We start from the raw sequence: 23,172 nt of genomic DNA, 5'->3' as shown, positions 1-23,172 counted from the left end.
TTCAATCTTTGCAAGAAGGCTCGACGCATGAAGCTATTGCGTAAATGGCGCGAACATCAAGCACGCAAGGCGTTGCGCGCACTCTCCCCGCTGGAGCGCTCTACGCAAAAACTGCGCAACCGCTACCCCGCGTACAGTTTTGGCTTGGGCACCTACGGCGACTTGAAGGTTCACGACTGGCATGAAGGCACGACCCTGCGCGTCGGCGCCTACACCTCCATTGCCGGCAATGTCGAAGTCTTTCTGGGCGGCCACCACCGCACCGACTGGCTCAGTTGCTACCCCTTCCCGGCCAAGGTCGCCAGCGTCGCGCACATCACCGACTTTGGTGGCAGCAAAGGCGACGTGACCATTGGCAACGACTGCTGGATCAGCTCTCACGCGAAAATCCTGTCGGGCGTCTCGATTGGCAATGGCGCGGTCGTAGCAGCGGGCGCACTGGTGACCAAGGATGTAGCGCCTTACTCCATCGTCGGCGGCAACCCGGCCAAGCATATCCGCTGGCGTTTTGACGAGCCGACGCGAGTGGTGCTGGAACAGTCGGCGTGGTGGGATTGGCCGGAGGCGGAAGTACGCAGGATTGCGCATTTACTGTGCAGTACAGACCTTGCGCCGTTTGTGGAGTATGTGCAGCAGCGTCCTCGGGACTGAAGCGTGTATAAAAACCGGGCACGAAAAAGCCCAGCCTTTTCGGGCTGGGCTTTTTTGGAATATGGTCGGGACGGAGTGATTCGAACACTCGACCCCTAGCACCCCATGCTAGTGCGCTACCGGACTGCGCTACGCCCCGACTAGGCGTGTTACTTGGTTCGCTTCTTAACGAAGCGATCCGGAATATACCGCAAGCTTTTGAAATGTGGAAGTATTTTAAAAGCCGGAATTACTTCTTCAAAACCACGAGCACATCTTCGAGTTCGGAGATCATCTGGCGGATCATTTGCTTGTATTGGGTGGTGTCGTCTTTGGCTTCATCACCGGACATACGCTGGCGCGCGCCGCTGATGGTGAACCCCTGGTCGTACAGCAACGCACGGATCTGCCGGATCATCAGCACATCCTGGCGCTGATAATACCGGCGGTTCCCGGTGCGTTTGACGGGGTTGAGTTGAGGAAACTCCTGCTCCCAATAGCGCAGCACGTGCGGTTTTACCGCACACAGCTCGCTGACTTCACCGATGGTGAAGTAGCGCTTGCCTGGGATGACGGGTAGCTCGTCGTTATGACTTGGTTCCAGCATAAGCCTCAACTCGGGCCTTCAACTTCTGCCCTGGACGAAAGGTGACCACACGGCGAGCCGTGATCGGGATTTCTTCTCCCGTTTTTGGATTGCGGCCAGGCCGCTGGCGTTTGTCCCGCAGGTCAAAATTGCCGAAACCGGACAATTTGACCTGTTCGTTGTCTTCCAGAGCGTGCCGAATTTCTTCAAAGAACAGCTCGACCAATTCCTTGGCTTCGCGTTTGTTCAGACCCAGCTCTTCGTACAGACGTTCCGCCATCTCAGCTTTCGTCAAAGCCCCCATACGTCACTTCCTTAACGTGGCGTTCAACCTTTGTTCGAGCGAGGTGAGGATATTTTGTGTCGTGGTATTCACCTCATCGTCGTTAAGAGTGCGCGATGGATGCTGCCAGGTCAAGCCGACGGCAAGGCTTTTTCTATGCGGATCAATGCCTTTACCCTGATAAACGTCAAATAGCCTGAGGTCTGTCAGCCATTCCCCTGCATTTTCACGGATTACATCCAGAACGGCAGTGGCGGCGACTTCACGGTCGGCGATCAGGGCCAGGTCGCGACGCACTTCAGGGAAGCGCGACAACTCACTGAATTTAGGCATTTTGCCCGACGCGACTTCAGCCAGAACCAGCTCAAAAACGAAGACTGGACGGTCAAGGCCCAGGGTTTTCGACAGTTCAGGGTGAATCGCGCCGACGAAGCCCACGAGGCGACCTTCACGTTCGATACGCGCTGTCTGACCCGGGTGCAGCGCAGGGTGGCTACCCGGCACAAACGTGAAGTCATTCAGTGCACCGGCGAAGCCCAAGACTGCTTCCACGTCAGCCTTGACGTCGAAGAAGTCCACGCTGTCGCGGCCCTGTGCCCAGCCTTCCGGCAGGCGGCTACCGCACACAACGCCGGCCAGCATCGGCTCTTGCTTGAGGCCATCGAGCTGGCCGACGAAACGCAAGCCGCTTTCGAACATGCGCACGCGGTCTTGTTGACGGTTCAGGTTGTGCGACAGCGCTTTTACCAAGCCCGGCCACAACGACGAACGCATGGCAGCCATGTCGTTGGAGATCGGGTTGGCCAACAGCAACGGCTCGACACCCGGGTTGAACAGTTCAAACTGCTTGGGATCGATGAAGCTGTAAGTTACGGCTTCCTGGTAACCACGGGCCACCAGCAGACGACGCAGCTCAGGCAGGTGCGCACGCGCTTCGGCCTTGGGTTGCGGCGCCAGGCGCGCTTGCGGGTAACGAACCGGCAGGCGGTTGTAGCCGTACAAGCGCGCCAGCTCTTCAATCAGATCAACTTCCAGGCTGATATCGAAGCGATGGCTTGGCACTTCGACGTGCCACTGCCCTTCGCCACTGGAGGAGATCACCAGGCCGAGGGCCGACAGCAACTGCTCGATTTCGGCAGGTGCAATCACGAGACCGAGCATTTGCTCGACGCTCTTGGCGCGCAAGGTGATCGGTGCAACGGACGGCAGGTACTGCTCGTTAACGGTCTCGGTGATCGGGCCCGCTTCGCCGCCGGTGATTTCCAGCAGCAGGCCGGTGGCGCGCTCGATGGCTTCACGGGCGAGCTGCCAGTCCACGCCACGCTCGTAGCGGTGCGAGGCATCGGTGTGCAGGCCGTAGGAACGGGCCTTGCCAGCGATGGCGATCTGGTCGAAGAACGCGCTTTCGAGGAAAACATCGCGAGTCGTGTCCGACACACCGCTGTGCTCGCCACCCATCACGCCGGCAATCGCCAGGGCGCGGGAATGGTCGGCGATTACCAGGGTGTCTGCACGCAGGCTGACTTCCTGGCCGTCGAGCAGTACAAGCTTCTCGCCTTCTTCAGCCATGCGCACGCGGATGCCGCCATTGATTTCAGCGAGATCGAACGCGTGCAGCGGTTGGCCCAGCTCCAGCATCACGTAGTTGGTGATGTCGACAGCGGCGTCGATGCTGCGCACGTCAGCACGACGCAGACGCTCAACCATCCACAGCGGAGTTGGCCTGGACAGGTCAACGTTACGGATCACGCGACCCAGGTAACGTGGGCAGGCGTTTGGCGCCAGCACTTCGATCGGGCGCACTTCATCGTGCACTGCAGGCACAGCGGCAACCACTGGACGGGTGACAGGCGCGTTATACAGCGCGCCGACTTCACGGGCCAAGCCGGCCAGGGACAAGCAGTCGCCGCGGTTCGGGGTCAGGTCGACCTCGATGCTCGCGTCTTCCAGTTCCAGGTAAACACGGATGTCCTGGCCCACTGGCGCGTCGGCCGGCAGCTCCATCAAACCGTCGTTGCCCTCGCCTACCTGCAGCTCAGCCTGAGAGCAGAGCATGCCGTTGGACTCAACACCACGAAGCTTGGCCTTCTTGATCTTGAAGTCGCCCGGCAGTTCGGCACCGATCATGGCAAACGGGATTTTCAGGCCCGGGCGCACGTTTGGCGCTCCGCACACGACCTGGAAAGTTTCCGCGCCATTGCTGACCTGGCACACACGCAATTTGTCGGCATCAGGGTGCTGCTCGGTGCTCAGCACCTCGCCCACTACCACGCCACTGAAAACACCGGCGGCCGGCGTAACGCTATCGACCTCAAGACCGGCCATCGACAGACGGGCAACCAGCTCGTCGCGACCTACATGCGGGCTTACCCAGCCACGCAGCCATTGTTCACTGAATTTCATCCTGCTCTCCTAAAGATTCGTTACGACTAGCGAAATTGCGCGAGGAACCGCAAGTCGTTGTCGAAGAACAGACGCAAGTCATTCACGCCGTAACGCAGCATGGCCAGACGCTCAACGCCCATGCCGAAGGCAAAGCCCGAGAACTCTTCCGGGTCGATCCCGGACATGCGCAGCACGTTGGGGTGAACCATGCCGCAGCCCATCACTTCCAGCCAACCGGTCTGTTTGCAGACACGGCAGCCTTTACCGCTGCACATCACGCATTCCATGTCGACTTCAGCGGAAGGCTCGGTGAACGGGAAGAACGATGGACGGAAACGCACCGCCAGCTCTTTCTCGAAGAACACCCGCAGAAATTCTTCGATGGTGCCTTTAAGGTCGGCGAAATTGATATCGCGATCAACCAGCAGGCCTTCAACCTGGTGGAACATCGGCGAGTGGGTGATATCCGAGTCGCTACGGTACACACGGCCTGGGCAGACAATGCGGATCGGCGGCTTGTTCGCTTCCATGGTGCGGACCTGTACCGGCGAGGTATGGGTGCGCAACAGCATGTTTGCGTTGAAATAGAAGGTGTCGTGCATCGACCGGGCCGGGTGATGGCCTGGGATGTTGAGCGCCTCGAAGTTGTGGTAGTCGTCTTCGACCTCAGGGCCTTCGGCGATGCCGTAGCCAATGTGGGTGAAGAACTGCTCGATACGTTCCAGAGTCCGGGTGATCGGATGCAGACCGCCCGAGGCCTGGCCACGGCCAGGCAGGGTTACGTCAATGGACTCGGCGGCGAGCTTGGCCGCAAGATCGGCCTCCTCGAGCGACGCCTTGCGCGCATTGAGAACCTCTGTGACACGCTCCTTGGCGACGTTGATCAGCGCGCCGACTTGCGGACGCTCTTCAGCCGGCAAATTCCCCAGGGTCTTCATCACCTGAGTCAATTCACCCTTTTTGCCAAGGTAGTGAACCCGGATTTGCTCCAGGGCATTGATATCTTCAGCGCTTTGCACAGCCTCAAGAGCTTGAGCGACGAGCGCGTCCAGGTTTTCCATGTACAGACTCCAGATACAAAATAGGGGAAGAGCTTGAAGGCTCTTCCCCTATTTATGACGTTTACCACCGTGGACTACAGGCGTAGCCCAGGGTGACTGTCGGGGGTACTTAAGCCAAGGTGGCTTTAGCTTTCTCGACAATCGCAGCAAACACCGCTTTTTCGTTCACGGCCAGTTCAGCCAGAACCTTACGGTCGATTTCGATGGACGCTTTTTTCAGGCCAGCGATGAAACGGCTGTACGACAGACCGTTAACACGTGCACCAGCGTTGATACGAGCGATCCACAGAGCGCGGAACTGACGTTTTTTCTGACGACGGTCACGGTAGGCGTATTGGCCGGCCTTGATTACCGCTTGCTTGGCAACACGGAATACGCGTGAACGCGCGCCGTAGTAGCCTTTGGCAAGTTTCAGAATTTTTTTGTGACGTTTACGGGCAATGACGCCACGCTTAACACGAGCCATGAGTTATTCCTCTATTCTTGACTAAAATTAACGAAGGCGCAGCATGCGCTCGACTTTTGCCACGTCAGACGGATGCAGCAAGCTGCTACCGCGCAGTTGACGCTTACGCTTGGTCGACATTTTGGTCAGAATGTGGCTCTTGAAAGCGTGCTTGTGCTTGATACCGTTAGCAGTTTTCAGAAACCGCTTAGCAGCACCACTTTTAGTTTTCATCTTTGGCATGTTCGGTACTCCGCATTCAGTTGATAAACATAATCAGAAGGCCTGCCGTGCCCTATTGATTACTTCTTCTTTTTCGGGGCGATGACCATAATAAGTTGGCGTCCTTCCATCTTAGGATGCTGTTCGACCGAACCGTACTCGAGCAGGTCAGCTTCAACCCGCTTGAGGAGTTCCATCCCCAGCTCCTGGTGCGCCATCTCACGGCCGCGGAATCGCAAGGATACCTTGGCCCTGTCCCCATCACTCAGGAAACGTACCAGGTTGCGCAGTTTTACCTGGTAATCCCCTTCCTCCGTCCCTGGACGAAACTTGATTTCTTTTACTTGAATCTGTTTCTGGTTCTTCTTCGCTGCGGCAACCTGTTTCTTCTTTTCGAAGATCGATTTGCCGTAGTCCATCACCCGACAAACAGGTGGGATTGCATCGGCGGAGATTTCCACCAGGTCCAATTTGGACTCTTCAGCAATACGAAGTGCTTCATCAATCGAGACGATGCCAATCTGCTCGCCGTCAGCACCAATTAACCGAACCTCGCGTGCAGAGATATTCTCGTTGATCGGGGCTTTCGGTGCAGCTCGTTTATCTTGTCTCATTTCACGCTTAATAATAATTACTCCGAATCTGGGCGACCACGCCGGGAAACCGCTTGCGCGAGGAACTCAGCGAACTGGGCGACGGGCATCGAGCCCAGGTCAGCACCTTCACGAGTACGCACAGCGACAGTCTGCATCTCGACTTCCCGATCTCCGATAACCAAAAGATAGGGAACCTTGAGCAAAGTATGCTCGCGGATTTTAAAGCCGATCTTTTCATTTCTCAAGTCGGACTTGGCACGAAATCCGCTTTCGTTGAGTGTTTTTTCAACTTCGGCGGCAAAATCTGCCTGTTTATCAGTGATATTCATGATCACTGCCTGAGTCGGAGCCAACCACGCAGGGAACGCGCCCTCGTAGTGCTCGATCAGGATACCGACGAACCGTTCGAACGAACCGAGAATCGCCCGGTGCAACATAACCGGGTGTTTACGGCTGTTATCTTCGGAGACGTATTCGGCTCCCAAACGGATCGGCAGGTTAAAATCGAGCTGCAGGGTACCACACTGCCAGACGCGGCCAAGGCAATCTTTCAACGAGAACTCGATCTTCGGACCGTAGAACGCGCCCTCCCCCGGCTGCAGGTCGTACGAGAGGCCCGCACTGTCGAGTGCTGCGGCCAATGCAGACTCGGCGCGATCCCACAGCTCATCGGAGCCGACGCGTTTTTCCGGACGAGTGGACAGCTTCATTTCGACTTCGGTAAAGCCGAAGTCGCGATAAACGTCCATGGTCAGCTTGATGAACGCAGCGGATTCAGCTTGCATCTGCTCTTCGGTGCAGAAAATGTGGGCGTCATCCTGAGTGAAGCCGCGCACGCGCATGATGCCGTGCAGCGCGCCCGACGGTTCGTTCCGGTGGCAGGCACCGAACTCGGCCAGGCGCAGCGGCAACTCGCGGTAGCTCTTCAGGCCTTGGTTGAACACCTGCACGTGGCATGGGCAGTTCATCGGCTTGATGGCGTAGTCGCGGTTTTCCGACTGGGTGGTGAACATGTTGTCGGCGTAGTTGGCCCAGTGCCCGGATTTCTCCCACAGGCTGCGGTCAACGACTTGTGGAGTCTTGATCTCCAGGTAGCCGTTGTCGCGCTGAACCTTGCGCATGTACTGCTCGAGCACTTGATACAGGGTCCAGCCGTTCGGGTGCCAGAACACCATGCCCGGCGCTTCTTCCTGAAGGTGGAACAGGTTCAGGCGCTTGCCGATTTTACGGTGGTCGCGCTTTTCAGCTTCTTCGATGCGCTGGATATAGGCCGCCAGCTGCTTCTTGTCTGCCCAGGCAGTGCCATAGACACGTTGCAGCTGCTCGTTCTTTGCGTCGCCGCGCCAGTAGGCACCGGACAGCTTGGTCAGCTTGAACGACTTGAGGAAGCGCGTGTTCGGCACGTGCGGGCCACGGCACATGTCGACGTATTCTTCGTGGTAGTACAGGCCCATGGCCTGCTCGTCCGGCATGTCTTCCACCAGACGCAACTTATAGTCCTCGCCACGGGCGGTGAACACGTCGATCACTTCTGCGCGCGGCGTGACCTTCTTGATCACGTCGTAATCTTTTTCGATCAGCGCGTGCATGCGCTGCTCGATAGCCGCCAGATCGTCCGGAGTAAAAGGACGCTCGTAAGCGATGTCGTAATAGAAGCCTTCGTCGATGACCGGGCCGATGACCATTTTCGCGGTTGGGTACAGTTGCTTGACCGCATGGCCAATCAAATGCGCGCACGAGTGGCGAATGATCTCCAGCCCCTCTTGGTCTTTTGGCGTGATGATTTGCAGGCTGGCATCGCTGGTGATCAAGTCACTGGCGTCAACCAGCTTGCCGTCGACCTTGCCGGCCACGGTGGCTTTGGCCAGGCCAGCACCAATGGATGCGGCGACCTCGGCTACGGAAACCGAATGATCGAAAGAACGTTGACTGCCGTCGGGAAGAGTAATAGTTGGCATGGCGCCTCCTCTCCTAGTGGTGACCCCTACCAAAGGTCACGTGGGTTGGGATGAGCCAGTACAAGATCCAATACCAGGCCGTTCATTGCTGAACGCCTGCCTTACAGCGGCAGGAGCCTTTCGGCCAACCGATAATCGAACCAGAGTGACTGGAGTGAGCTAAAAAGAACCTGGCAAGGCGGCAAATGGCGCGCCTGGAAATAGCCAAGCGCAGGATCCTAGCACAGATGAACGGTCATCGCCCCCGCGCGCCCTTACGAAACACAAATTCCAGCCTTTATAGGCGCAAAAGTGAACTTGAGCTGTACGCCGAGCCTCAAACCCATCGAGAATCGCCGTTCGTCCTCGACCCAAAGGAGCATCCACATGATGCGTTTTACCTCGACCCTCGCCCTCGCTGCTTCCCTGGCATTCCTTTCCCTTGGCGCGCAGGCAGCTGCCCCATCGAACTGGCCGGCAGGCGCCCGCGATAGCTTCGTCAAAGACTGCAGCTCAGCTGCCCAGCAGAACGTAGATGCCAAAACCGCCAAAGACCATTGCGAATGTGGCGCCGACAAAATCAATGCCGAATTGAGCACTGCAGAAATCAAAGAGCTCATGACCAACCCGAACGCCAGCCAAGCGCTGAAAACCAAAGCGGTGACGGCTATTTCGTCCTGCAAAGTCGTGAAGAAAAATTAAAATCCGTGACTGATCAGACGGCTGTTTTGCTGAAAAAACAGCCTTAAAACTGCTATTTCTCACAAATTACGCAGCTTTTACGCTTTTTTTTAGAGTCGAAATTTTGCCTGGAAGCCCCGTAATTCGGGGCTTCCAGCCAACCAAGGCGCTGAACGCAACGCTATTGATTAGCAAACAATGCCTTGGGGGGGCTCCCAAGCCGAACATTTCGACTATGATATCCCGGTGTGCCCAGTTGGCCTGAGCAGCACAGCACTACTGAAAATATATGTTTCTTGGAGATACACCATGTCTAATCGCCAAACCGGCACCGTTAAATGGTTCAACGATGAAAAAGGCTTCGGCTTCATCACTCCTCAAGGTGGCGGTGACGACCTGTTCGTACACTTCAAAGCTATCGAAAGCGACGGTTTCAAAAGCCTGAAAGAAGGCCAAACTGTTTCCTTCGTGGCTGAGAAAGGCCAAAAGGGTATGCAAGCTGCACAGGTTCGCGGCGAGTAATTCTCCGCTGAGCCAAAAAAAACCCCGTCCATGTGACGGGGTTTTTTATGGGCGCTACAAAAGCTGCGAGGCTATCAGCCGCAGTTAACACGCGTGATCACCAGTTTGTTGTCAGTGTTCAGGTTCAGGCGGTCGGAGCGGTATTCCAGGGTCACCATGTCATCTGGCTTAAGAATGCGTGCATTCTGCGCACCGGAACGGGTACGTGCCTGCTCCAGCAACTGGGGAGAGGCGGTCTGACCGATTGCGAACTCGGCGGCCTTTGCCTCACAGCGGCCACTGCCTGCTTCGGTCGCGACGGCATCTTTAGCTGGCACGGAGGCACCCGGGGTGCTGCAACCCGCCAATGCGAGTGCTGCCAACAAAGTACCGAATGATGCAAGCTTCCAAGGCATGAAGCCTCCTATGATAAAAATGGACAGAGATCGTGCGACAGCGATATCGCGGTATGGTTTCAAGAAGTAAACCGGCTGCGGGCAAGTCTGCCTGACTCTCGACACGCATTCGCCCGGTCAATCGTCACCAGATATGAACGCACTCAATAGATATCGATGTAGTCAAACGCCGGCTTTGGCCAGTTCTGTTTCAACGCATTGAAAATCTGCATCACCCACACCTCATCGCTGGCCGCCACGTTGCCGACATAGCCGGACCCCTTGGCCCAGGTTTCCAGGCGAAACAGCAGCCCATCGATGTCCACGCCGCCCACGGCGTTACCGGAGGATATATAGGCAATGCCGGCTTTGGTCACGCGCAACTGCGTATGCTCGTCGTCGCTGGCACTGGCGATCAGTTGGCGCACGGCGGCCAGGGTGAGGTTTTCGGGGTTGTTCAAATCGATCTGCACGCGCTGTTTCCTGGCAATTAGACAGAACAACAGTGTCGCACAGCGCTCCCGTCATGCCTAAGTAGCAGTGCCAAACGCCGCGCGAAATGGTTAACTGCCCCGGTTAAACCGCGTTATAGCGCGTCGCCCCGTACTCCCAGCTCGCGAGACACCCATGACCACCGTAACCCTGCAAGCCGACATCAAAGCCAAATGGCCACAAGGGCAAAGCTCCTACAGCCCTGGAAGCCCTGAAGAGTTGGCAATCATCGGTATCGATCTGCTGGTCAAAGAACTGGGCACCAGCGCTGCGCAAGCGTTCATCGGCCAGGTATTCGAGAAATACCCGGCCGACCACATGGGGGCACATAACCCCGAGCGCGAATAGAACCGGCCGGCGAGCGCCGACCGGCAAACACCTTACTTCAGACGTGCCAGGCGCTCGGTCAGCAGATCGAAGAAGCCCTGGGCGTTGCCGTTCTCAACCCAGAATGCGTTCTTCGGCTGTTTGAGACCGTCATACCAATCGACGATGGTCTGGCCGAAGGTCGGGCCTTCGCGGCTGTCTACGACTACGTTGACTTCGCGACCGCTGAACAACTCGGGTTTGAGCAGGTAAGCAACCACCGTGGCATCGTGAACCGGGCCGCCTGGAATGCCGTAGTGCTCCATATCGCCTTTGACGTACTCATTGAGAATACTGCTGACGACTTTGCTCGCGTTGTTGTTCAGGTCGGCGATTTTCTTGAGGCGAGCCTCGCTGGTCAGGACTTTATGGGTCACGTCCAGCGGCAGATACGTCAGCTTCACACCACTTTTGAGTACGATTTCGGCCGCAACCGGGTCGGCAAACAGGTTGAATTCGGCCACCGGCGTGATGTTGCCGCCGTTGAAGTGCGCGCCCCCCATCACCACCACTTCCTTGATGCCCTGAGTGATTTCCGGTGCCTGGGTCAGCGCCAGTGCCAGGTTGGTCTGCGGGCCGAGCATGGCGATGGTAATGCTGTGCGGCTTGGCGGTGCTCAAGGTCTTGATCAGGTAGTCAACCGCATTGCCTTCGGCCAGGCCTTTTTTCGGCTCGTGCACGGTCACGCCGGAAATGCCTTCCTTGCCGTGAATATTCTCCGCGTAGATAGGCGTGCGCAGCATCGGCTTTGGCGCCCCGGCGTACACCGGAATGTCCTCGCGCCCTGCCCACTCGCGCGCCAGGCGCGCATTGCGTGAAGTTTTGTCGAGGCGCACGTTACCGGCGACGGTGGTCAGCGCACGAATGCTCAGTTCCTCGGGGGACGCCATGGCGAACAACAAGGCCACTACGTCATCGGCACCTGGATCGGTGTCGATGATCAGGTCGATTTTTTCCGCCGCGTGGGCGCTGGCTGCGGTGAGTGCGGACAAAAGCAGGACACTCCGAAACAGGTTTTTCAGGGTTGGAAGACCATGTTGCATGAAACACTCCTTGTCGTGGGAAAACGCTAGAACGTGACGCCGGAGACCAGCGCGATATTGCAGTAAGGCTGGCATTCGCCTGTGCGCACAACGGCACGGGCCTTGCGGCTCAGCTGTTTGAACTCGTCATGACTGACCAGACGACGCTCACCCAACGCCGCCTGTTCAGCCAGGCTGTTGAGGTCTGTCAGCGCCGGCGGCTGCTTGAGCAGGATTTCTTCCGCCAGCACATGGCTTTCTACCTGCATCTCGCTCAGCACAATGCGCAAGGTGCTGATGAAATCCGGGATGCCCTGGGTCAGCGCCAGGTCGATCAATTCGACGCCCGGCGGCACCGGCAAGCCGGCATCGCCGATCACCAGGATGTCACCGTGCCCCAGGGACGCAATCACGCGCGACAGGGCGATATTGAGCAAAGGTGTCTTTTTCATGAGGGCACAAAACCTTGAACGTCGTGCAGCGTGGGAATAGAAGGTTGCGCACCGGCGCGGGTCACCGACAGTGCCGCCGCGACCTGGCCAAAACGAATGGCCTCGGCTTCGCTTTTGCCACTGGCGAGGGCTGCGGCAAAGCCGCCGACAAAAGTGTCACCGGCAGCCGTGGTGTCCACCGCCTTGACCTTCGGCGCCATCAAGTGCTCAAAGCTTTTGCCATCGGTGAATAAAGCGCCTTGAGAACCCAGGGTGATGATGACTTTGCCTGCACCGGCCTCTATCAACTTCATCGCAGCGGCCTTCGCGCTGTCGAGGGAGTCGACCGTCACGCCGCTCAAGGCCGTGGCTTCGCTTTCGTTCGGAATCAGGTAATCGACCGAGGCGTACCACTCGGCAGGCAACGGCGCGCTGGCCGGCGCCGGGTTCAGGATAACGGTCTTGCCCAACTCTCGACCGCGTTTGAGGGCATGGCCCACCGTGTCCATCGGCACTTCCAGCTGGCAGACAATCACCTCGGCGGCCTGCAACACGGCGTCAACCGCCTGCAACGAAGCGGGCGTCAGCTCACCATTGCTGCCGGCCACGATCACTATCGCGTTCTGACTGCTGTCATCCACCACAATCAGTGCTACGCCGCTGGAGCCGGGCACGGTGCTGACCGCCTGGCAGTTAATGCCCTCCACCAGCAACGCATCGCGCAATTGAGTGCCGTAAGCGTCGGTGCCGACGCAACCGATCATCGCCACCTCTGCCCCCAGGCGCGCCGAAGCCACCGCCTGGTTGGCGCCCTTGCCGCCGGGAACGGTGGAGAACGTCTGGCCGATCAGGGTTTCACCGGCACGCGGCAGCCGACTGGCACGCGTGACCAGGTCCATGTTCAAGCTGCCTACTACCACTACTTTTGCTGGCATACATCAGTTCTCATCAATTCGGTTCAGCGACATTGGGCGAATACGCCGGCAAACGGCGCCGTGGACTCACGCAATACAATGCTCGGCGTCACGATGCGTTGATCGATCGGCAGTTGGGGTGTCGCAATTCGTCGCAATAAAAGCTCGGCCGCCGTTTCGCCCAGTTGCACGATCGATTGCCCGACCGTGGTCAGCGCCGGGTACACATAGCGGCCCATCTGAATGTCATCAAAGCCGATCACCGACAGTTCACCAGGGACACGGATATTGCGCTCTGCCGCAGCGCGTAACACGCCGAAACCGATCATGTCGTTGCTGGCGAAAATCGCGCTGGGCGGCTGGTCCGCCAGCAATTGCACCGCAGCGGCATAACCGCCAATGCTGGTGAAATCGCTCTCACGGGTACGGTCTGCTGCCACTTCGACGCCCGCTTCACGCAGTGCACGGTGATACCCCGCTAGACGCATTTGCGCCACGCGGGTGTGGCCGGGGCCGCCTATGCAGGCGATGTCCCGATGCCCCAGCTCCAGCAAATGCCGGGTGGCGAGGTAAGCGCCCTCCTCGTGGTCGATGCGCACCAGGTCGACATCAATGCCATCCAGTGCCCGATCGACAATCACCATCGGCGTGCGCACTGCGCTCAAACCTTCGGCAAGGCCACTGTCGTCGCCGCCCACCGAGGTCACGATCAAGCCGTCGACGCGCTTCTCCAACAATACGCGCAAGTAACTGCGCTGCTTTTCAGCGTTGTCATCGGAGTTACAAAGGATCACGCAGTAACCATTTCGCTCACAGTAATCCTCGATGCCACGGGCCAGCTCCGCAAAATACGGGTTGAGGCTGTTGGGCACCAGCAGGCCGATCGTCGCAGTGGTCTTGGCCTTGAGCGAGCGCGCAACCGCGCTCGGAACGTAGTCCAACTGCTTGATGGCTGCCTCGACCTTGATCCGCACAGGCTCACTGACCGGGCGCGTCTTGTTCACCACATGGGACACCGTGGTGTAGGAAATACCCGCAAGCGCTGCCACATCCTTGATCGTTGCCATGGTTTAGCCCCGCCGACTGGCGCGCTGGCTGCGGTAGGTATCAAGGACCACGGCAATCACGATAACGGCACCCGTGATGATACGTTTGGTAGGCTCCGTGGCACCGATCTGCGCAAGGCCGGCGGCCAGTACCGAGATAATCAACACGCCAAAGAAAGTGCTGATGACCGAGCCACGCCCGCCCATCAAGCTGGTGCCGCCAATTACCACAGCGGCAATCACCTGCAACTCCAGGCCGGAACCGGCATTCGGGTCCGCCGCTTCCAGACGCGAAATCTGGAACAGCGCAGCCACACCGGCGAGCAGGCCCATCAGGCTGAACACCAGGATTTTGTAGGGCTTGGGGTTGATGCCGGCCAGGCGCACAGCCTCTTCGTTGGTGCCGATGCCGATCAGGTAACGACCAAACACGGTACGGGTCAAGACCAACTGCGCCGCGATGATCACCACTAAGGCGATGATAAACGACGGCGAAATACCGAAAGCCACCGGGTTGGACAGCCACGCAAAGGAGTCACCGATGTAGGCGGTGCGCGAACCGGTCATTTGGTAAGCCACGCCGCGGGCCATTTCCAGCACGCCGAGGGACACGATAAACGACGGGATGCGCCACGCCACGGTGATCGAGCCCGTGATGGTACCGGCCAACGCTGCGCAGCCCATGCCGAGCAAAGCGGCAGGCAACACGCTCCAGCCCCAGCCGAGAATCGCCACGCTGACCGCCGATGCGGCCAGGGCCAGCACCGAGCCCACCGACAGGTCGATTCCGCCGATGATCAGGATGAAGGTCATGCCAACAGCCAGCACCATCAAGTCGGGAATCTGGTTGGCCAGGGTGCTGAAAGTGTCGTAGGAGAGGAAGTGATCGCTCAACACCGAGAACAGCGCAATCATCGCCAGCAAGGCGCCGGCCAGCCCCAGATAGGTACCCAGGCCGTAGAAGTTGCCGCCCGCTTTACCGGGAGAATGTGTGGTTTTCATGGGGTATCCCTAAGCACTGCGTCGTTGAGCAGCGCGTCACGTTTTTGATAGCCGGCAAAGGCGGCGGCGAGCAATTCGTCCTGGGTCCAGCTGTCGCGCTCGAAGGTCTCGATCAGGCGCCCGGCGGACAACACGCCGATGCGATCGCAGATCAGCATCAGCTCGCGCAGGTCGCTGGACACCACCACCAGCGCTTTGCCTTGGCGAGTCAGTTCGCCGAGCAAGGCATAAATGTCGAACTTGGCGCCGACGTCGATGCCCCGGGTAGGTTCATCGAACAACATCACCGCGCAATCGCGCTCCAGCCAACGGCCGATGACGACTTTCTGCTGGTTGCCGCCGGACAGCTCGGAGACCAGTTGCGCCGGGCTGGAACTGCGGATACTCATTGCATCGACCTGGCGCTTGGCCAAGGCGGTTTCGTCGCGGCGGTTGACCACGCCGCCACCCGAGATTTTCGGCATGTTGCCCAGGGCGATATTCGCGCTGATCGATTGGGTCAGCAGCAGTCCTTCGCCCTTGCGGTCTTCAGTGATCAAGGCGATGCCATGGCCCACGGCGTCAACCGGCGAACGAATGCTCACCACTTGAGCCGGCGAGCCAAGCGCCACGGTGCCGCTGTCGGCAATGTCGGCGCCGAAAATCAGACGCAACAACTCGGTACGGCCCGCACCGATCAGGCCGGAAATGCCGTAGATCTCGCCGGCACGCACTTCAAAAGAAACGTCGCGGACCTTGTCCGAACGCGTCAGACCTTTCACCGTCAGTGCCGGGCCGCCAATACTGCGCGGGCCCAGGTCGATCTTTTCGCCCAGCTCGCGACCGACCATCAAGGTGACCAGTTGCTCGCTGTTGTAGTTGGCCATCGGCTCGACGCAGACCAGCTTGCCATCACGCAATACCGCAATGCGCTGGGCGACACGGGCCAGCTCTTCGAGCCGGTGAGAAATATAAATGATCGCCACGCCTCGGGCCTGCAGGCGGGTGATTTGTTCAAACAGCATCTCGACTTCACGCGCGGTCAGCATGGCCGTGGGTTCGTCGAGGATCAGTACGTGGCAGTCGCCGATCAGGTTGCGGGCGATTTCAACCATCTGTTGATGGCCGATGCCGAGGCTGCCGACGAGGGTGTCCGGGTCGATCGCTTCCAGGCCTACGTGGGCCATGGCTTCGATCGCGGCTTTGCGCAGTTGCTTGCGGCTGATCCAGCCACATTTACTGGGCAAGTTATCCAGGAACAGGTTTTCAGCCACGGTCAGGGTCGGCAGCAAGTTGAGCTCCTGCATGACCATGCGCACGCCCAGCCCTTCAGCCTGGGTGCGGCTGCCGGGGCGGTAATCCTGACCATTGAATTGCATGTGCCCGGTAGTCGGCGTAACCAGCCCGCCGATAATTTTCGACAACGTGCTTTTACCTGCACCGTTCTCACCGGTCAGCGCCAACACTTCCCCGCGATTGAGCGTCAGGGTGATGTCGGACAGAACCGGCTGGGCATAGGTCTTGCCGATACCGCTGACCGAGAGGACAGCGTTCGGGGCGGAAGATGACATAGGAAAATCTCCAGGCGCCCGCTCAGGACGAGCGGGCGCTGTTGGGTGCTGCCAGGATTACTTCTTGAGGACGAGTTCGACCGGGGTTTCGATCACGCCGTCTTTGGAATCGACCTTCTCACCCTTGACCAGCTTGAGCGCGTTCTGGATACCGAACACCGCTTGCTGGGCAGCTGCCTGGTCGGCGGTCGCCAACACGCGGCCGTCTTGCAGCATCGGCTTGATGGCTTCGATGTTGTCGTAGCCTACGACCAGCACTTTGCCAGCCTTGCCTGCAGCACGTACGGCGGAAACAGCACCCAGGGCCATGTTGTCGTTACCGGCCAGCAGTGCCTTGATTTTCGGGTACTCACTCAACATCGCGGAAGCCACTTTCTGGCCCTGGTCAATTTCCCAGTTACCGGATTGGGTGGAGACGATTTTCATGCCGGCAGCGTCCATCGCATCCTTGTAGCCTGCGGTGCGTTGCTGGGCATTGGTGGTGGTCGGCACGCCTTCAATGATGCCGACCTCATCGCCTGCCGCCAGCTGCTTGGCCAGGTAATCACCGACCAGCTTGGAGCCTTTGCGGTTGTCCGGACCTACGAACGGGATATCGAGGTTTTTGCTTTTCAGCACATCCACATCAAGACGGTTGTCGATGTTGACGACTTTGATGCCTGCATCGGAGGCTTTCTTCAGCACGGTGACCAACGCCTTGGAGTCGGCGGGGGCGATCACGATGGCGTTAACCTTTGCCAGGATCATCTGGTTGACGATATCGATCTGCGCGCTGGTATCGGTTTCGTTCTTGATCCCGTTGGTGATCATGTCGAAATCGGCAGCGTGTTCTTTCTGATAAGCCTTGGCACCGTCTTGCATGGTGACGAAGAATTCGTTGGCGAGGGATTTCATGACCAGGCCAACCTTGGGTTTGGCGGCGGCGTCATCGGCAAATGCAGAGGAGAGAGGCAGGGCAGCGGATGCGGCAGCAAGCACAGCGACAGCAAGAAGGCGTCCAGCAAATGGCAGCTTCATGGGTTCACTCCGATCTTATGATTATTGTGAGCAACGCTTGCACCGAAGCAGGGTTCGGCAGCCCACCCACCCGGGCGGCTGAAACGAGCGATCACGATACTCCAGGAGTGTGCCGTGAAACATCTCGCAAACGTTTGCGTTAGTCAAACTATGAGAACCTTGTCGGGTTTTGTCAACGGGAGAAAACGGTCTTTCATCCAGGCCCGCTTGCCGCCTGCCATCATGCTGTTGAGCTGAAACGATTAAACATCGCCTACGCCCGGTCGTTCTTTAAAACGACAGGCTGCCACCCTCACGTCGCACACGAGCTATCGACATTCCATCATAGTTTTCGGACAACCGAACACAAGGCCCTTCACCGTTCGGAAAGCCGGACAACAGCTTGTCAAAGCATCCCAAAAATTCGATATAAATTGTTTTAAATCAACGGCTTAATTTATATCAGGGAACACAATCGGCTTGGTACAAATCCTGCTCTTTCTCAGCACCTCGTGGCATTCAGAACCGCCCGGGTGTTCTAGATGAACCTGCTACCGCACTCATCAAAAACCAGAGAGAAAAATAATGAAATCTGCACTGAAGACCTTTGTTCCGGGCGCCCTCGCCCTTCTGCTGCTGTTCCCCGTTGCCGCCCAGGCAAAGGAAGCTGAATCCAAGACCACACTCTCCAACGTCGTTATTCTCGCCACCGGCGGCACCATTGCCGGCGCTGGTGCCAGCGCTGCTAACAGTGCCACCTACCAGGCGGCCAAGGTCGGCATCGAGCAATTGATTGCCGGTGTTCCCGAGCTTGGCCAGATCGCCAATGTACGCGGTGAGCAAGTGCTGCAAATTGCCTCCGAAAGCATCACCAATGAAAACCTGCTGCAACTGGGTCGTCGCGTGGCCGAACTGGCCGACAGCAAAGACGTGGATGGCATCGTGATCACCCACGGCACCGACACCCTGGAAGAGACCGCCTACTTCCTGAACCTGGTGGAAAAAACCGACAAGCCAATCATTGTGGTGGGCTCCATGCGTCCGGGCACTGCGATGTCGGCGGACGGCATGCTCAACCTGTACAACGCCGTGGCCGTAGCCGGCAGCAAAGAGGCGCGCGGCAAAGGCGTACTGGTCACTATGAACGACGAGATCCAGTCGGGTCGCGACGTCAGCAAGATGGTCAATATCAAGACCGAAGCATTCAAGAGCCCATGGGGCCCACTGGGCATGGTGGTTGAAGGCAAATCCTACTGGTTCCGCTTGCCTGCCAAGCGCCACACCATGAATTCGGAATTTGACATCAAGACCATCAAGAGCCTGCCGGACGTGGAAATCGCCTACGGCTACGGCAACGAGGGCGACACCGCCGTCAAGGCCCTGGCCCAGGCTGGCGCCAAAGCCATCATCCATGCCGGTACCGGCAACGGCTCGGTGCCTGCCAAAGTCGTCCCTGCCCTGCAAGAGCTGCGCAAACAAGGCGTGCAGATCATTCGTTCTTCCCACGTCAATGCCGGCGGTTTCGTTCTGCGCAATGCCGAACAGCCTGACGACAAATACGACTGGGTCGTCGCACACGATCTGAACCCGCAAAAAGCACGGATCCTGGCCATGGTTGCGTTGACCAAGACTCAGGACAGCAAAGAGCTGCAACGGATGTTCTGGGAATACTGATTCCAGATAGCACCTCGGTAGAGGCGGGTTTGCCCGCCTCTACTTCCCGCCAAGCTGACTTGATGCAACTCCCCGCCTCACCGGAATACACCGCCGCTGTCCGACGAACTTCTTGAATGTTAAGTAGTTGCGAAATTGCTCACAGTTAAATACTGTATGCACGTACAGCAAACTAAGGAATATTCCGTGGCCAAGTCTTCTTCCGCAGCACCCACCCCACCTGACGCCTATGCGCGCCTTGCTGTTCGCGTGCAAAAAATCATCAACTCGACCAATGCCCAGAAAGCCAAAGCTGCATTGATCTTTCGTTTACCGGATGAGCCGGAGGATGACTGGGCACAATTGCTGGAAGAAATTGCCGAGAACGACAACGTCACCCTCGCCTACCGGGATGACGGCGGCGTGCAGATTTTCTGGGTTGTGCCGAAGGAAGATTGATTCAATGAGTGCCCGCTTTATTGCTGTGTTTTGCCTGTTTTTTACTGTTGCCGCCCATGCCCAGGCGCCTCGCACGTTCAGCGAGGCAAAAAAAGTCGCGTGGACGCTCTACGCCCCGCAGTCCACCGAGTTTTATTGCGGCTGCAAATACACCGGGAATCGTGTGGACCTCAAAGCCTGCGGTTACATCCCGCGCAAAAATGCCAAGCGCGCCGCTCGCGTCGAATGGGAGCACATCGTTCCGGCCTGGCAAATCGGGCACCAACGCCAGTGCTGGCAAAACGGTGGGCGCAAGAACTGCACGCGCCGGGATGACGTATTCAAGCGCGCCGAGGCCGACCTGCACAACCTGGTGCCGAGCATCGGCGAGGTCAATGGCGACCGTAATAACTTCAGCTTTGGTTGGTTGCCGGTACAACTCGGGCAATACGGCTCATGCCTGACCCAGGTGGACTTCAAGGCCAAGAAGGTGATGCCACGCCCATCCATTCGCGGCATGATCGCGCGAACGTACTTTTACATGAGCAAACAATACGGCCTGCGCTTGTCAAAGCAGGACCGCCAATTGTACGAAGCCTGGAACAAGACTTACCCGGTGCAAGCCTGGGAGCGCCAGCGGAACCAGACCGTGGCGTGTGTGATGGGGCGCGGCAATGAGTTTGTCGGCCCGGTGAACCTGAAAGCCTGCGGTTGAAGGTGGGCGGAGTTCCCGCCCAGCCGACCCTTACTGCGCAGTTTTATGCTCGACAACCTGCGACTCAGTGTCGCTTTTTTTGGCGCGCGCCAGTTTTTCAGTCAGCTGCGCCTGCTTGGCTTCGGCTTCTGCCTTGCTGGCGAACGGCCCCAAAAATACCTCATCCTTGCCATCGACTTTCACGATATAAAAATTAAAACCATGTTCCAGTAACCAGGCAGTCAGGTCGGTGATCGCCTGCAACTTATGATCCGGCGGGCCGACCCACACGTCCCATTCCTGGGCGGCAATAGTTGCAGTTTGTGGCAGGGTTTCGGTCACGGCAGGCTTGGCCTTGGGGGTCTCGACGCTTTTACCTTCACCGCAACCGGCCAATGCCAACACCGCAATTGCCATCGCTACTTTACGCACTGCCCTGCTCCTTTAAGGAAAAGAGGCAACTTTATCATTCACTGTCTATTCTGGCCGTCATAAACGTTGGCTTAAACAATGCGAATGATGTATCGCAGACCTGTATGATGCCGCCATGGGAATTAATGTCGCCTCTATGCGTCCTAGAGAGGCAGTCACAGGGAAGCGCTTAGCAGTAAGCTACACACATCTGACATCTGCCCTGTCTGAAACATGTGTCCTTAAAAGTAATCAAGGAGAAGTCCATGCTTATACTCACCCGCAAAGTCGGTGAAAGCATAAACATCGGTGATGACATTACGATCACCATCCTGGGCGTCAGCGGCCAGCAAGTACGAATCGGCATCAACGCACCCAAGGACGTTGCCGTGCATCGCGAGGAGATTTACCAGCGCATCCAGGCAGGTCTGACTGCTCCGGACAAAAACCAGACTCCATGAAGCACCCTCAGTAGCCAGCCCTTTCGTTCACTGTAACGGCTGGCGAAAACCTTTCGGCTTTTCCCGCATTTTGTCGCGTGTTCTGCGCACCCTGCGCCTATTGCTTTGCGCCAAGATAAAACTGTCTGGACGTGTGGAACTTGTTACAAAATTCATAGCCGAATCCCCTGACTGTTATCTTGCCGTCCGAGCGAATTCGGGAGTACGTCAATGCGGCCTGCGATAAGGCAAACACTTGCCTCCAGAGCCTGGATGATCGCCCTGCTGATCGGGTTGGTCTTTGTGGGACTGGGGTATGCCTTGAAATTCGAAATTGAAGACGTCAGCGACCCTGGCAAGCGTTCCTGGCTGGACCTGTTGCTGTTTCTCTGCGGCTACCTTTTTGTGTTCTGCCTTAAGCCGATCCAGAAGGCCATCCTGCGCAAATTGTGCCAGCGCGCCGCTCACCGTGGTCACCAGAAAACCGCACGCTGAAAGCCGTGCGCTCGCTATCAGATCATCGGTATTTACAGCGCCGCAGCAAGACCTATGCTTGGACTTGCACGATCTGTGAAAGGCGCTGAATCAGATGGACACCCTGAGTAAATCTGAAATCGAATCTGCACTGGCGGCCCGCCTGCCCAGCTACAGCGTCGCCTGTACGCTGCACGCCGACGGCACCCTGTCGGCCGTTCTCAGCGGCCCGGAAACCGATCATTTTGCAATCACCGGGATTGTTCGCGCGCACTATCGCGATGCACAGGCAATTGCACGACTCGCCAACGAGATCCTCAGGGAAATGGTGCTGTCACGCCAGGGCATCAAAAGCAGCCGATTGCAGGCGTCCTCTGATCCGAGCCCTTGCCAATACGGCCAAAAGCGTTAATCGCCCCGCCCCATGCGGGTTATCACGCCAGGTTATGCACGCGTAATAAACCCGCGGCGTCGCGCTCCACCTGCAGCGTCTCATACCCCTCAATACATGTATGCGCCGTCGCCATAGGCTCCACATGGGTTGAGGTCACGACCATCACGTCTGCCCCGGCGGCCTCTGCTGCTCGGATCCCCACCGCTGCATCCTCGAACACCAGGCAATCCTGCACTGGCACGCCCAAACGCTGCGCACCGAGCACAAAGCAGGCCGGATCAGGCTTGCCACTCGCCACATCCTCGGCCGTCACCAGCACCGCCGGCGGTGCGATGCCCGCCGCTTGCAGGCGACGCAATGCCAGCGCTCTGGGCGCAGAAGTCACCAGCGCCCATTGATCCCCAGGCAAACGGTTCAGAAACTCGACCGCACCAGGAATCGCGACAACACCGTCGACGTCATTGATTTCTGCTTCGGTAATCCACTGTGCCTCAACCTCAGGATCCACCCCGGGCAATGCCTGGCGAGTAATGGTATCGATCGCCCGTGCGCCATGGATGGTTGCCAGGAAGGCCGCAACATCCAAGCCATGGCGTTCAGCCCAACTGCTCCACACGCGTTCTGCCGCGGCAATCGAGTTGAGCAACGTGCCGTCCATATCGAACAAAAAGGCACGGTAATGTCTGGCAAACACGGCGGGGCTTGAGGTGGACACTGCTGGGCTTTCCTTCTAGTCGGTAACAAATACTGAGCCCGATGCAATCTACGGATCACACCCTCGCTTGTAAACGTTGCGAAATCATTCCCATGGCGTTGCATTTCGTTCCGCGCGCCAAGGCAATGGCGCTGTACGCCGTGCAGCAGCCGATCAACAAGAACCTGTTCAGCGGCCGCACCGTGAATGCCGCCTGGCACACCAAGCCATCCTGGTACGCCGTGTCCAGCAATGACCAAACCATCAACCCAGTCCTGGAACGCTTCCTCGCCAAGCGCATGAACGCCACCACGATCGAGCTGCCATCGAGCCACTTGTCGCTGGTGTCCCACGCTAAGGAAATCACCGACCTGATTCTCGAAGCCTCCGGCCGCCAGCCTTAATCCGTAAATGACGAACTTGTAATGATCCT

General features: G+C 57.9%; 29 protein-coding genes, 1 tRNA gene and 1 pseudogene. 11 read left to right on the top strand and 20 right to left on the bottom strand.

Features of this window, described 5'->3' with window-relative positions; all coding sequences use genetic code 11:
* Nucleotides 1-27 precede the first annotated feature (27 nt).
* Complete coding sequence (locus Q7C20_RS11870; protein ID WP_375067521.1) at nt 28-651, top strand: CatB-related O-acetyltransferase; 624 nt, start codon at nt 28-30, stop codon at nt 649-651.
* A gap of 62 nt (nt 652-713) precedes the next feature.
* Here Q7C20_RS11870 and Q7C20_RS11865 read toward each other — a convergent pair.
* The 9 genes from Q7C20_RS11865 to thrS all read right to left on the bottom strand — a co-directional run bounded on the left by Q7C20_RS11865 (nt 714) and on the right by thrS (nt 8,166).
* A tRNA-Pro gene (locus Q7C20_RS11865) sits at nt 714-790 on the bottom strand.
* Nucleotides 791-880: 90 nt separating this feature from the next.
* A complete protein-coding gene (locus Q7C20_RS11860) occupies nt 881-1,237 on the bottom strand; it encodes a MerR family transcriptional regulator (protein WP_003219935.1) in 357 nt (118 codons plus the stop codon).
* Entirely contained in the window at nt 1,218-1,520 is a 303-nt protein-coding gene (ihfA, locus tag Q7C20_RS11855) for an integration host factor subunit alpha (protein ID WP_002553164.1), read from the bottom strand. Before ihfA ends, Q7C20_RS11860 begins: the two co-directional genes overlap by 20 nt.
* Nucleotides 1,521-1,523: 3 nt before the next feature.
* Complete coding sequence (gene pheT / locus Q7C20_RS11850; RefSeq protein WP_375067514.1) at nt 1,524-3,902, bottom strand: phenylalanine--tRNA ligase subunit beta; 2,379 nt, start codon at nt 3,900-3,902, stop codon at nt 1,524-1,526.
* Between the two features lie 26 nt (nt 3,903-3,928).
* Complete coding sequence (pheS, locus tag Q7C20_RS11845; protein ID WP_034099107.1) at nt 3,929-4,945, bottom strand: phenylalanine--tRNA ligase subunit alpha; 1,017 nt, start codon at nt 4,943-4,945, stop codon at nt 3,929-3,931.
* Between the two features lie 109 nt (nt 4,946-5,054).
* Nucleotides 5,055-5,411, bottom strand: coding sequence for a 50S ribosomal protein L20 (gene rplT, locus Q7C20_RS11840; protein ID WP_003174975.1), 357 nt, complete (start codon nt 5,409-5,411; stop codon nt 5,055-5,057).
* A gap of 27 nt (nt 5,412-5,438) precedes the next feature.
* Nucleotides 5,439-5,633, bottom strand: coding sequence for a 50S ribosomal protein L35 (rpmI, locus tag Q7C20_RS11835; RefSeq protein ID WP_002553160.1), 195 nt, complete (start codon nt 5,631-5,633; stop codon nt 5,439-5,441).
* 59 nt (nt 5,634-5,692) lie between these two features.
* A complete protein-coding gene (gene infC / locus Q7C20_RS11830; RefSeq protein ID WP_015884933.1) occupies nt 5,693-6,244 on the bottom strand; it encodes a translation initiation factor IF-3 in 552 nt (183 codons plus the stop codon).
* Nucleotides 6,244-8,166 carry a threonine--tRNA ligase gene (gene thrS, locus Q7C20_RS11825; RefSeq protein WP_375067489.1) on the bottom strand — a complete coding sequence of 641 codons (1,923 nt, stop codon included), beginning with the start codon at nt 8,164-8,166 and terminating at the stop codon, nt 6,244-6,246. The genes infC and thrS overlap by 1 nt, the downstream gene beginning before the upstream one ends.
* 366 nt (nt 8,167-8,532) lie before the next feature.
* On the opposite strand from thrS, the gene Q7C20_RS11820 reads away from it, so the two are divergent.
* Nucleotides 8,533-8,847, top strand: coding sequence for a hypothetical protein (locus Q7C20_RS11820; protein WP_375067487.1), 315 nt, complete (start codon nt 8,533-8,535; stop codon nt 8,845-8,847).
* Nucleotides 8,848-9,135: 288 nt separating this feature from the next.
* Nucleotides 9,136-9,348 (top strand): cold-shock protein, encoded by a 213-nt coding sequence (locus Q7C20_RS11815; protein WP_003234260.1) that lies wholly within the window; start codon nt 9,136-9,138, stop codon nt 9,346-9,348.
* Nucleotides 9,349-9,422: 74 nt separating this feature from the next.
* Here the strand turns inward: Q7C20_RS11815 and Q7C20_RS11810 are convergent, their stop codons facing one another.
* Together Q7C20_RS11810 and Q7C20_RS11805 are read right to left on the bottom strand one after the other, a co-directional pair.
* A complete protein-coding gene (locus Q7C20_RS11810; RefSeq protein WP_375067483.1) occupies nt 9,423-9,743 on the bottom strand; it encodes an I78 family peptidase inhibitor in 321 nt (106 codons plus the stop codon).
* Nucleotides 9,744-9,886: 143 nt separating this feature from the next.
* The gene (locus Q7C20_RS11805) at nt 9,887-10,195 is read right to left on the bottom strand and encodes a hypothetical protein (RefSeq protein ID WP_375067482.1); all 309 of its coding nucleotides are present in this window, start codon (nt 10,193-10,195) and stop codon (nt 9,887-9,889) included.
* Nucleotides 10,196-10,349: 154 nt separating this feature from the next.
* Here Q7C20_RS11805 and Q7C20_RS11800 point away from each other — a divergent pair, with 154 nt between their 5' ends.
* Nucleotides 10,350-10,562, top strand: a complete 213-nt coding sequence (locus Q7C20_RS11800) for a hypothetical protein (protein ID WP_348062665.1) — start codon at nt 10,350-10,352, stop codon at nt 10,560-10,562.
* Nucleotides 10,563-10,594: 32 nt separating this feature from the next.
* Here Q7C20_RS11800 and Q7C20_RS11795 read toward each other — a convergent pair whose 3' ends face one another.
* From Q7C20_RS11795 to Q7C20_RS11765, 7 genes are read right to left on the bottom strand one after another with little or no spacing between them, the layout of a single operon-like run.
* Nucleotides 10,595-11,623, bottom strand: coding sequence for a nucleoside hydrolase (locus tag Q7C20_RS11795; RefSeq protein WP_375067480.1), 1,029 nt, complete (start codon nt 11,621-11,623; stop codon nt 10,595-10,597).
* A gap of 26 nt (nt 11,624-11,649) precedes the next feature.
* Nucleotides 11,650-12,054: a D-ribose pyranase gene (gene rbsD, locus Q7C20_RS11790; protein ID WP_348059625.1), complete on the bottom strand. Its 405-nt coding sequence runs from the start codon at nt 12,052-12,054 to the stop codon at nt 11,650-11,652.
* Nucleotides 12,051-12,968 carry a ribokinase gene (gene rbsK, locus Q7C20_RS11785; protein WP_375067478.1) on the bottom strand — a complete coding sequence of 306 codons (918 nt, stop codon included), beginning with the start codon at nt 12,966-12,968 and terminating at the stop codon, nt 12,051-12,053. The genes rbsD and rbsK overlap by 4 nt, the downstream gene beginning before the upstream one ends.
* A 23-nt stretch (nt 12,969-12,991) precedes the next feature.
* Entirely contained in the window at nt 12,992-14,014 is a 1,023-nt protein-coding gene (locus Q7C20_RS11780; protein WP_348059621.1) for a LacI family DNA-binding transcriptional regulator, read from the bottom strand.
* Between the two features lie 3 nt (nt 14,015-14,017).
* Nucleotides 14,018-14,995 carry an ABC transporter permease gene (locus tag Q7C20_RS11775; protein WP_375067476.1) on the bottom strand — a complete coding sequence of 326 codons (978 nt, stop codon included), beginning with the start codon at nt 14,993-14,995 and terminating at the stop codon, nt 14,018-14,020.
* Entirely contained in the window at nt 14,992-16,545 is a 1,554-nt protein-coding gene (locus Q7C20_RS11770; protein WP_348059617.1) for a sugar ABC transporter ATP-binding protein, read from the bottom strand. The genes Q7C20_RS11775 and Q7C20_RS11770 overlap by 4 nt, the downstream gene beginning before the upstream one ends.
* A gap of 57 nt (nt 16,546-16,602) precedes the next feature.
* Entirely contained in the window at nt 16,603-17,562 is a 960-nt protein-coding gene (locus tag Q7C20_RS11765; protein WP_348059615.1) for a sugar ABC transporter substrate-binding protein, read from the bottom strand.
* 564 nt (nt 17,563-18,126) lie between these two features.
* Between Q7C20_RS11765 and Q7C20_RS11760 the strand changes: the two genes are divergently transcribed.
* The 3 genes from Q7C20_RS11760 to Q7C20_RS11750 all read left to right on the top strand — a co-directional run bounded on the left by Q7C20_RS11760 (nt 18,127) and on the right by Q7C20_RS11750 (nt 20,347).
* Nucleotides 18,127-19,215, top strand: a complete 1,089-nt coding sequence (locus tag Q7C20_RS11760) for an asparaginase (RefSeq protein WP_375067474.1) — start codon at nt 18,127-18,129, stop codon at nt 19,213-19,215.
* 186 nt (nt 19,216-19,401) lie between these two features.
* Nucleotides 19,402-19,653: a DUF1654 domain-containing protein gene (locus tag Q7C20_RS11755; protein WP_375067472.1), complete on the top strand. Its 252-nt coding sequence runs from the start codon at nt 19,402-19,404 to the stop codon at nt 19,651-19,653.
* Between the two features lie 4 nt (nt 19,654-19,657).
* A complete protein-coding gene (locus Q7C20_RS11750; protein ID WP_375067470.1) occupies nt 19,658-20,347 on the top strand; it encodes an endonuclease in 690 nt (229 codons plus the stop codon).
* A 30-nt stretch (nt 20,348-20,377) separates the two neighbouring features.
* Here the strand turns inward: Q7C20_RS11750 and Q7C20_RS11745 are convergent, their stop codons facing one another.
* Nucleotides 20,378-20,743, bottom strand: coding sequence for an SPOR domain-containing protein (locus Q7C20_RS11745; RefSeq protein ID WP_348059629.1), 366 nt, complete (start codon nt 20,741-20,743; stop codon nt 20,378-20,380).
* A gap of 260 nt (nt 20,744-21,003) precedes the next feature.
* Here Q7C20_RS11745 and csrA point away from each other — a divergent pair, with 260 nt between their 5' ends.
* From csrA to Q7C20_RS11730, 3 genes are all read left to right on the top strand, one after another.
* On the top strand, nt 21,004-21,198 hold the full coding sequence (gene csrA / locus Q7C20_RS11740) for a carbon storage regulator CsrA (protein ID WP_003192511.1): 195 nt from the start codon (nt 21,004-21,006) through the stop codon (nt 21,196-21,198).
* 210 nt (nt 21,199-21,408) lie between these two features.
* Complete coding sequence (locus Q7C20_RS11735) at nt 21,409-21,672, top strand: hypothetical protein (protein ID WP_348059606.1); 264 nt, start codon at nt 21,409-21,411, stop codon at nt 21,670-21,672.
* A 94-nt stretch (nt 21,673-21,766) separates the two neighbouring features.
* Nucleotides 21,767-22,063: a hypothetical protein gene (locus Q7C20_RS11730; RefSeq protein WP_348059604.1), complete on the top strand. Its 297-nt coding sequence runs from the start codon at nt 21,767-21,769 to the stop codon at nt 22,061-22,063.
* Between the two features lie 22 nt (nt 22,064-22,085).
* Here the strand turns inward: Q7C20_RS11730 and Q7C20_RS11725 are convergent, their stop codons facing one another.
* Nucleotides 22,086-22,760 (bottom strand): HAD-IA family hydrolase, encoded by a 675-nt coding sequence (locus tag Q7C20_RS11725; RefSeq protein WP_375067465.1) that lies wholly within the window; start codon nt 22,758-22,760, stop codon nt 22,086-22,088.
* Nucleotides 22,761-22,867: 107 nt separating this feature from the next.
* Between Q7C20_RS11725 and Q7C20_RS11720 the strand changes: the two are divergent.
* Nucleotides 22,868-23,143, top strand: a pseudogene (locus Q7C20_RS11720) (alpha/beta hydrolase); the annotation flags it as partial.
* Nucleotides 23,144-23,172 lie beyond the last annotated feature (29 nt).

This window comes from Pseudomonas sp. AMR01 (assembly GCF_041946035.1).
Taxonomy (GTDB): domain Bacteria; phylum Pseudomonadota; class Gammaproteobacteria; order Pseudomonadales; family Pseudomonadaceae; genus Aquipseudomonas; species Aquipseudomonas antarctica_B.
Note: the sequence above shows the minus strand (reverse complement) of the source record. Positions and strands in the feature narration are given on the sequence as shown.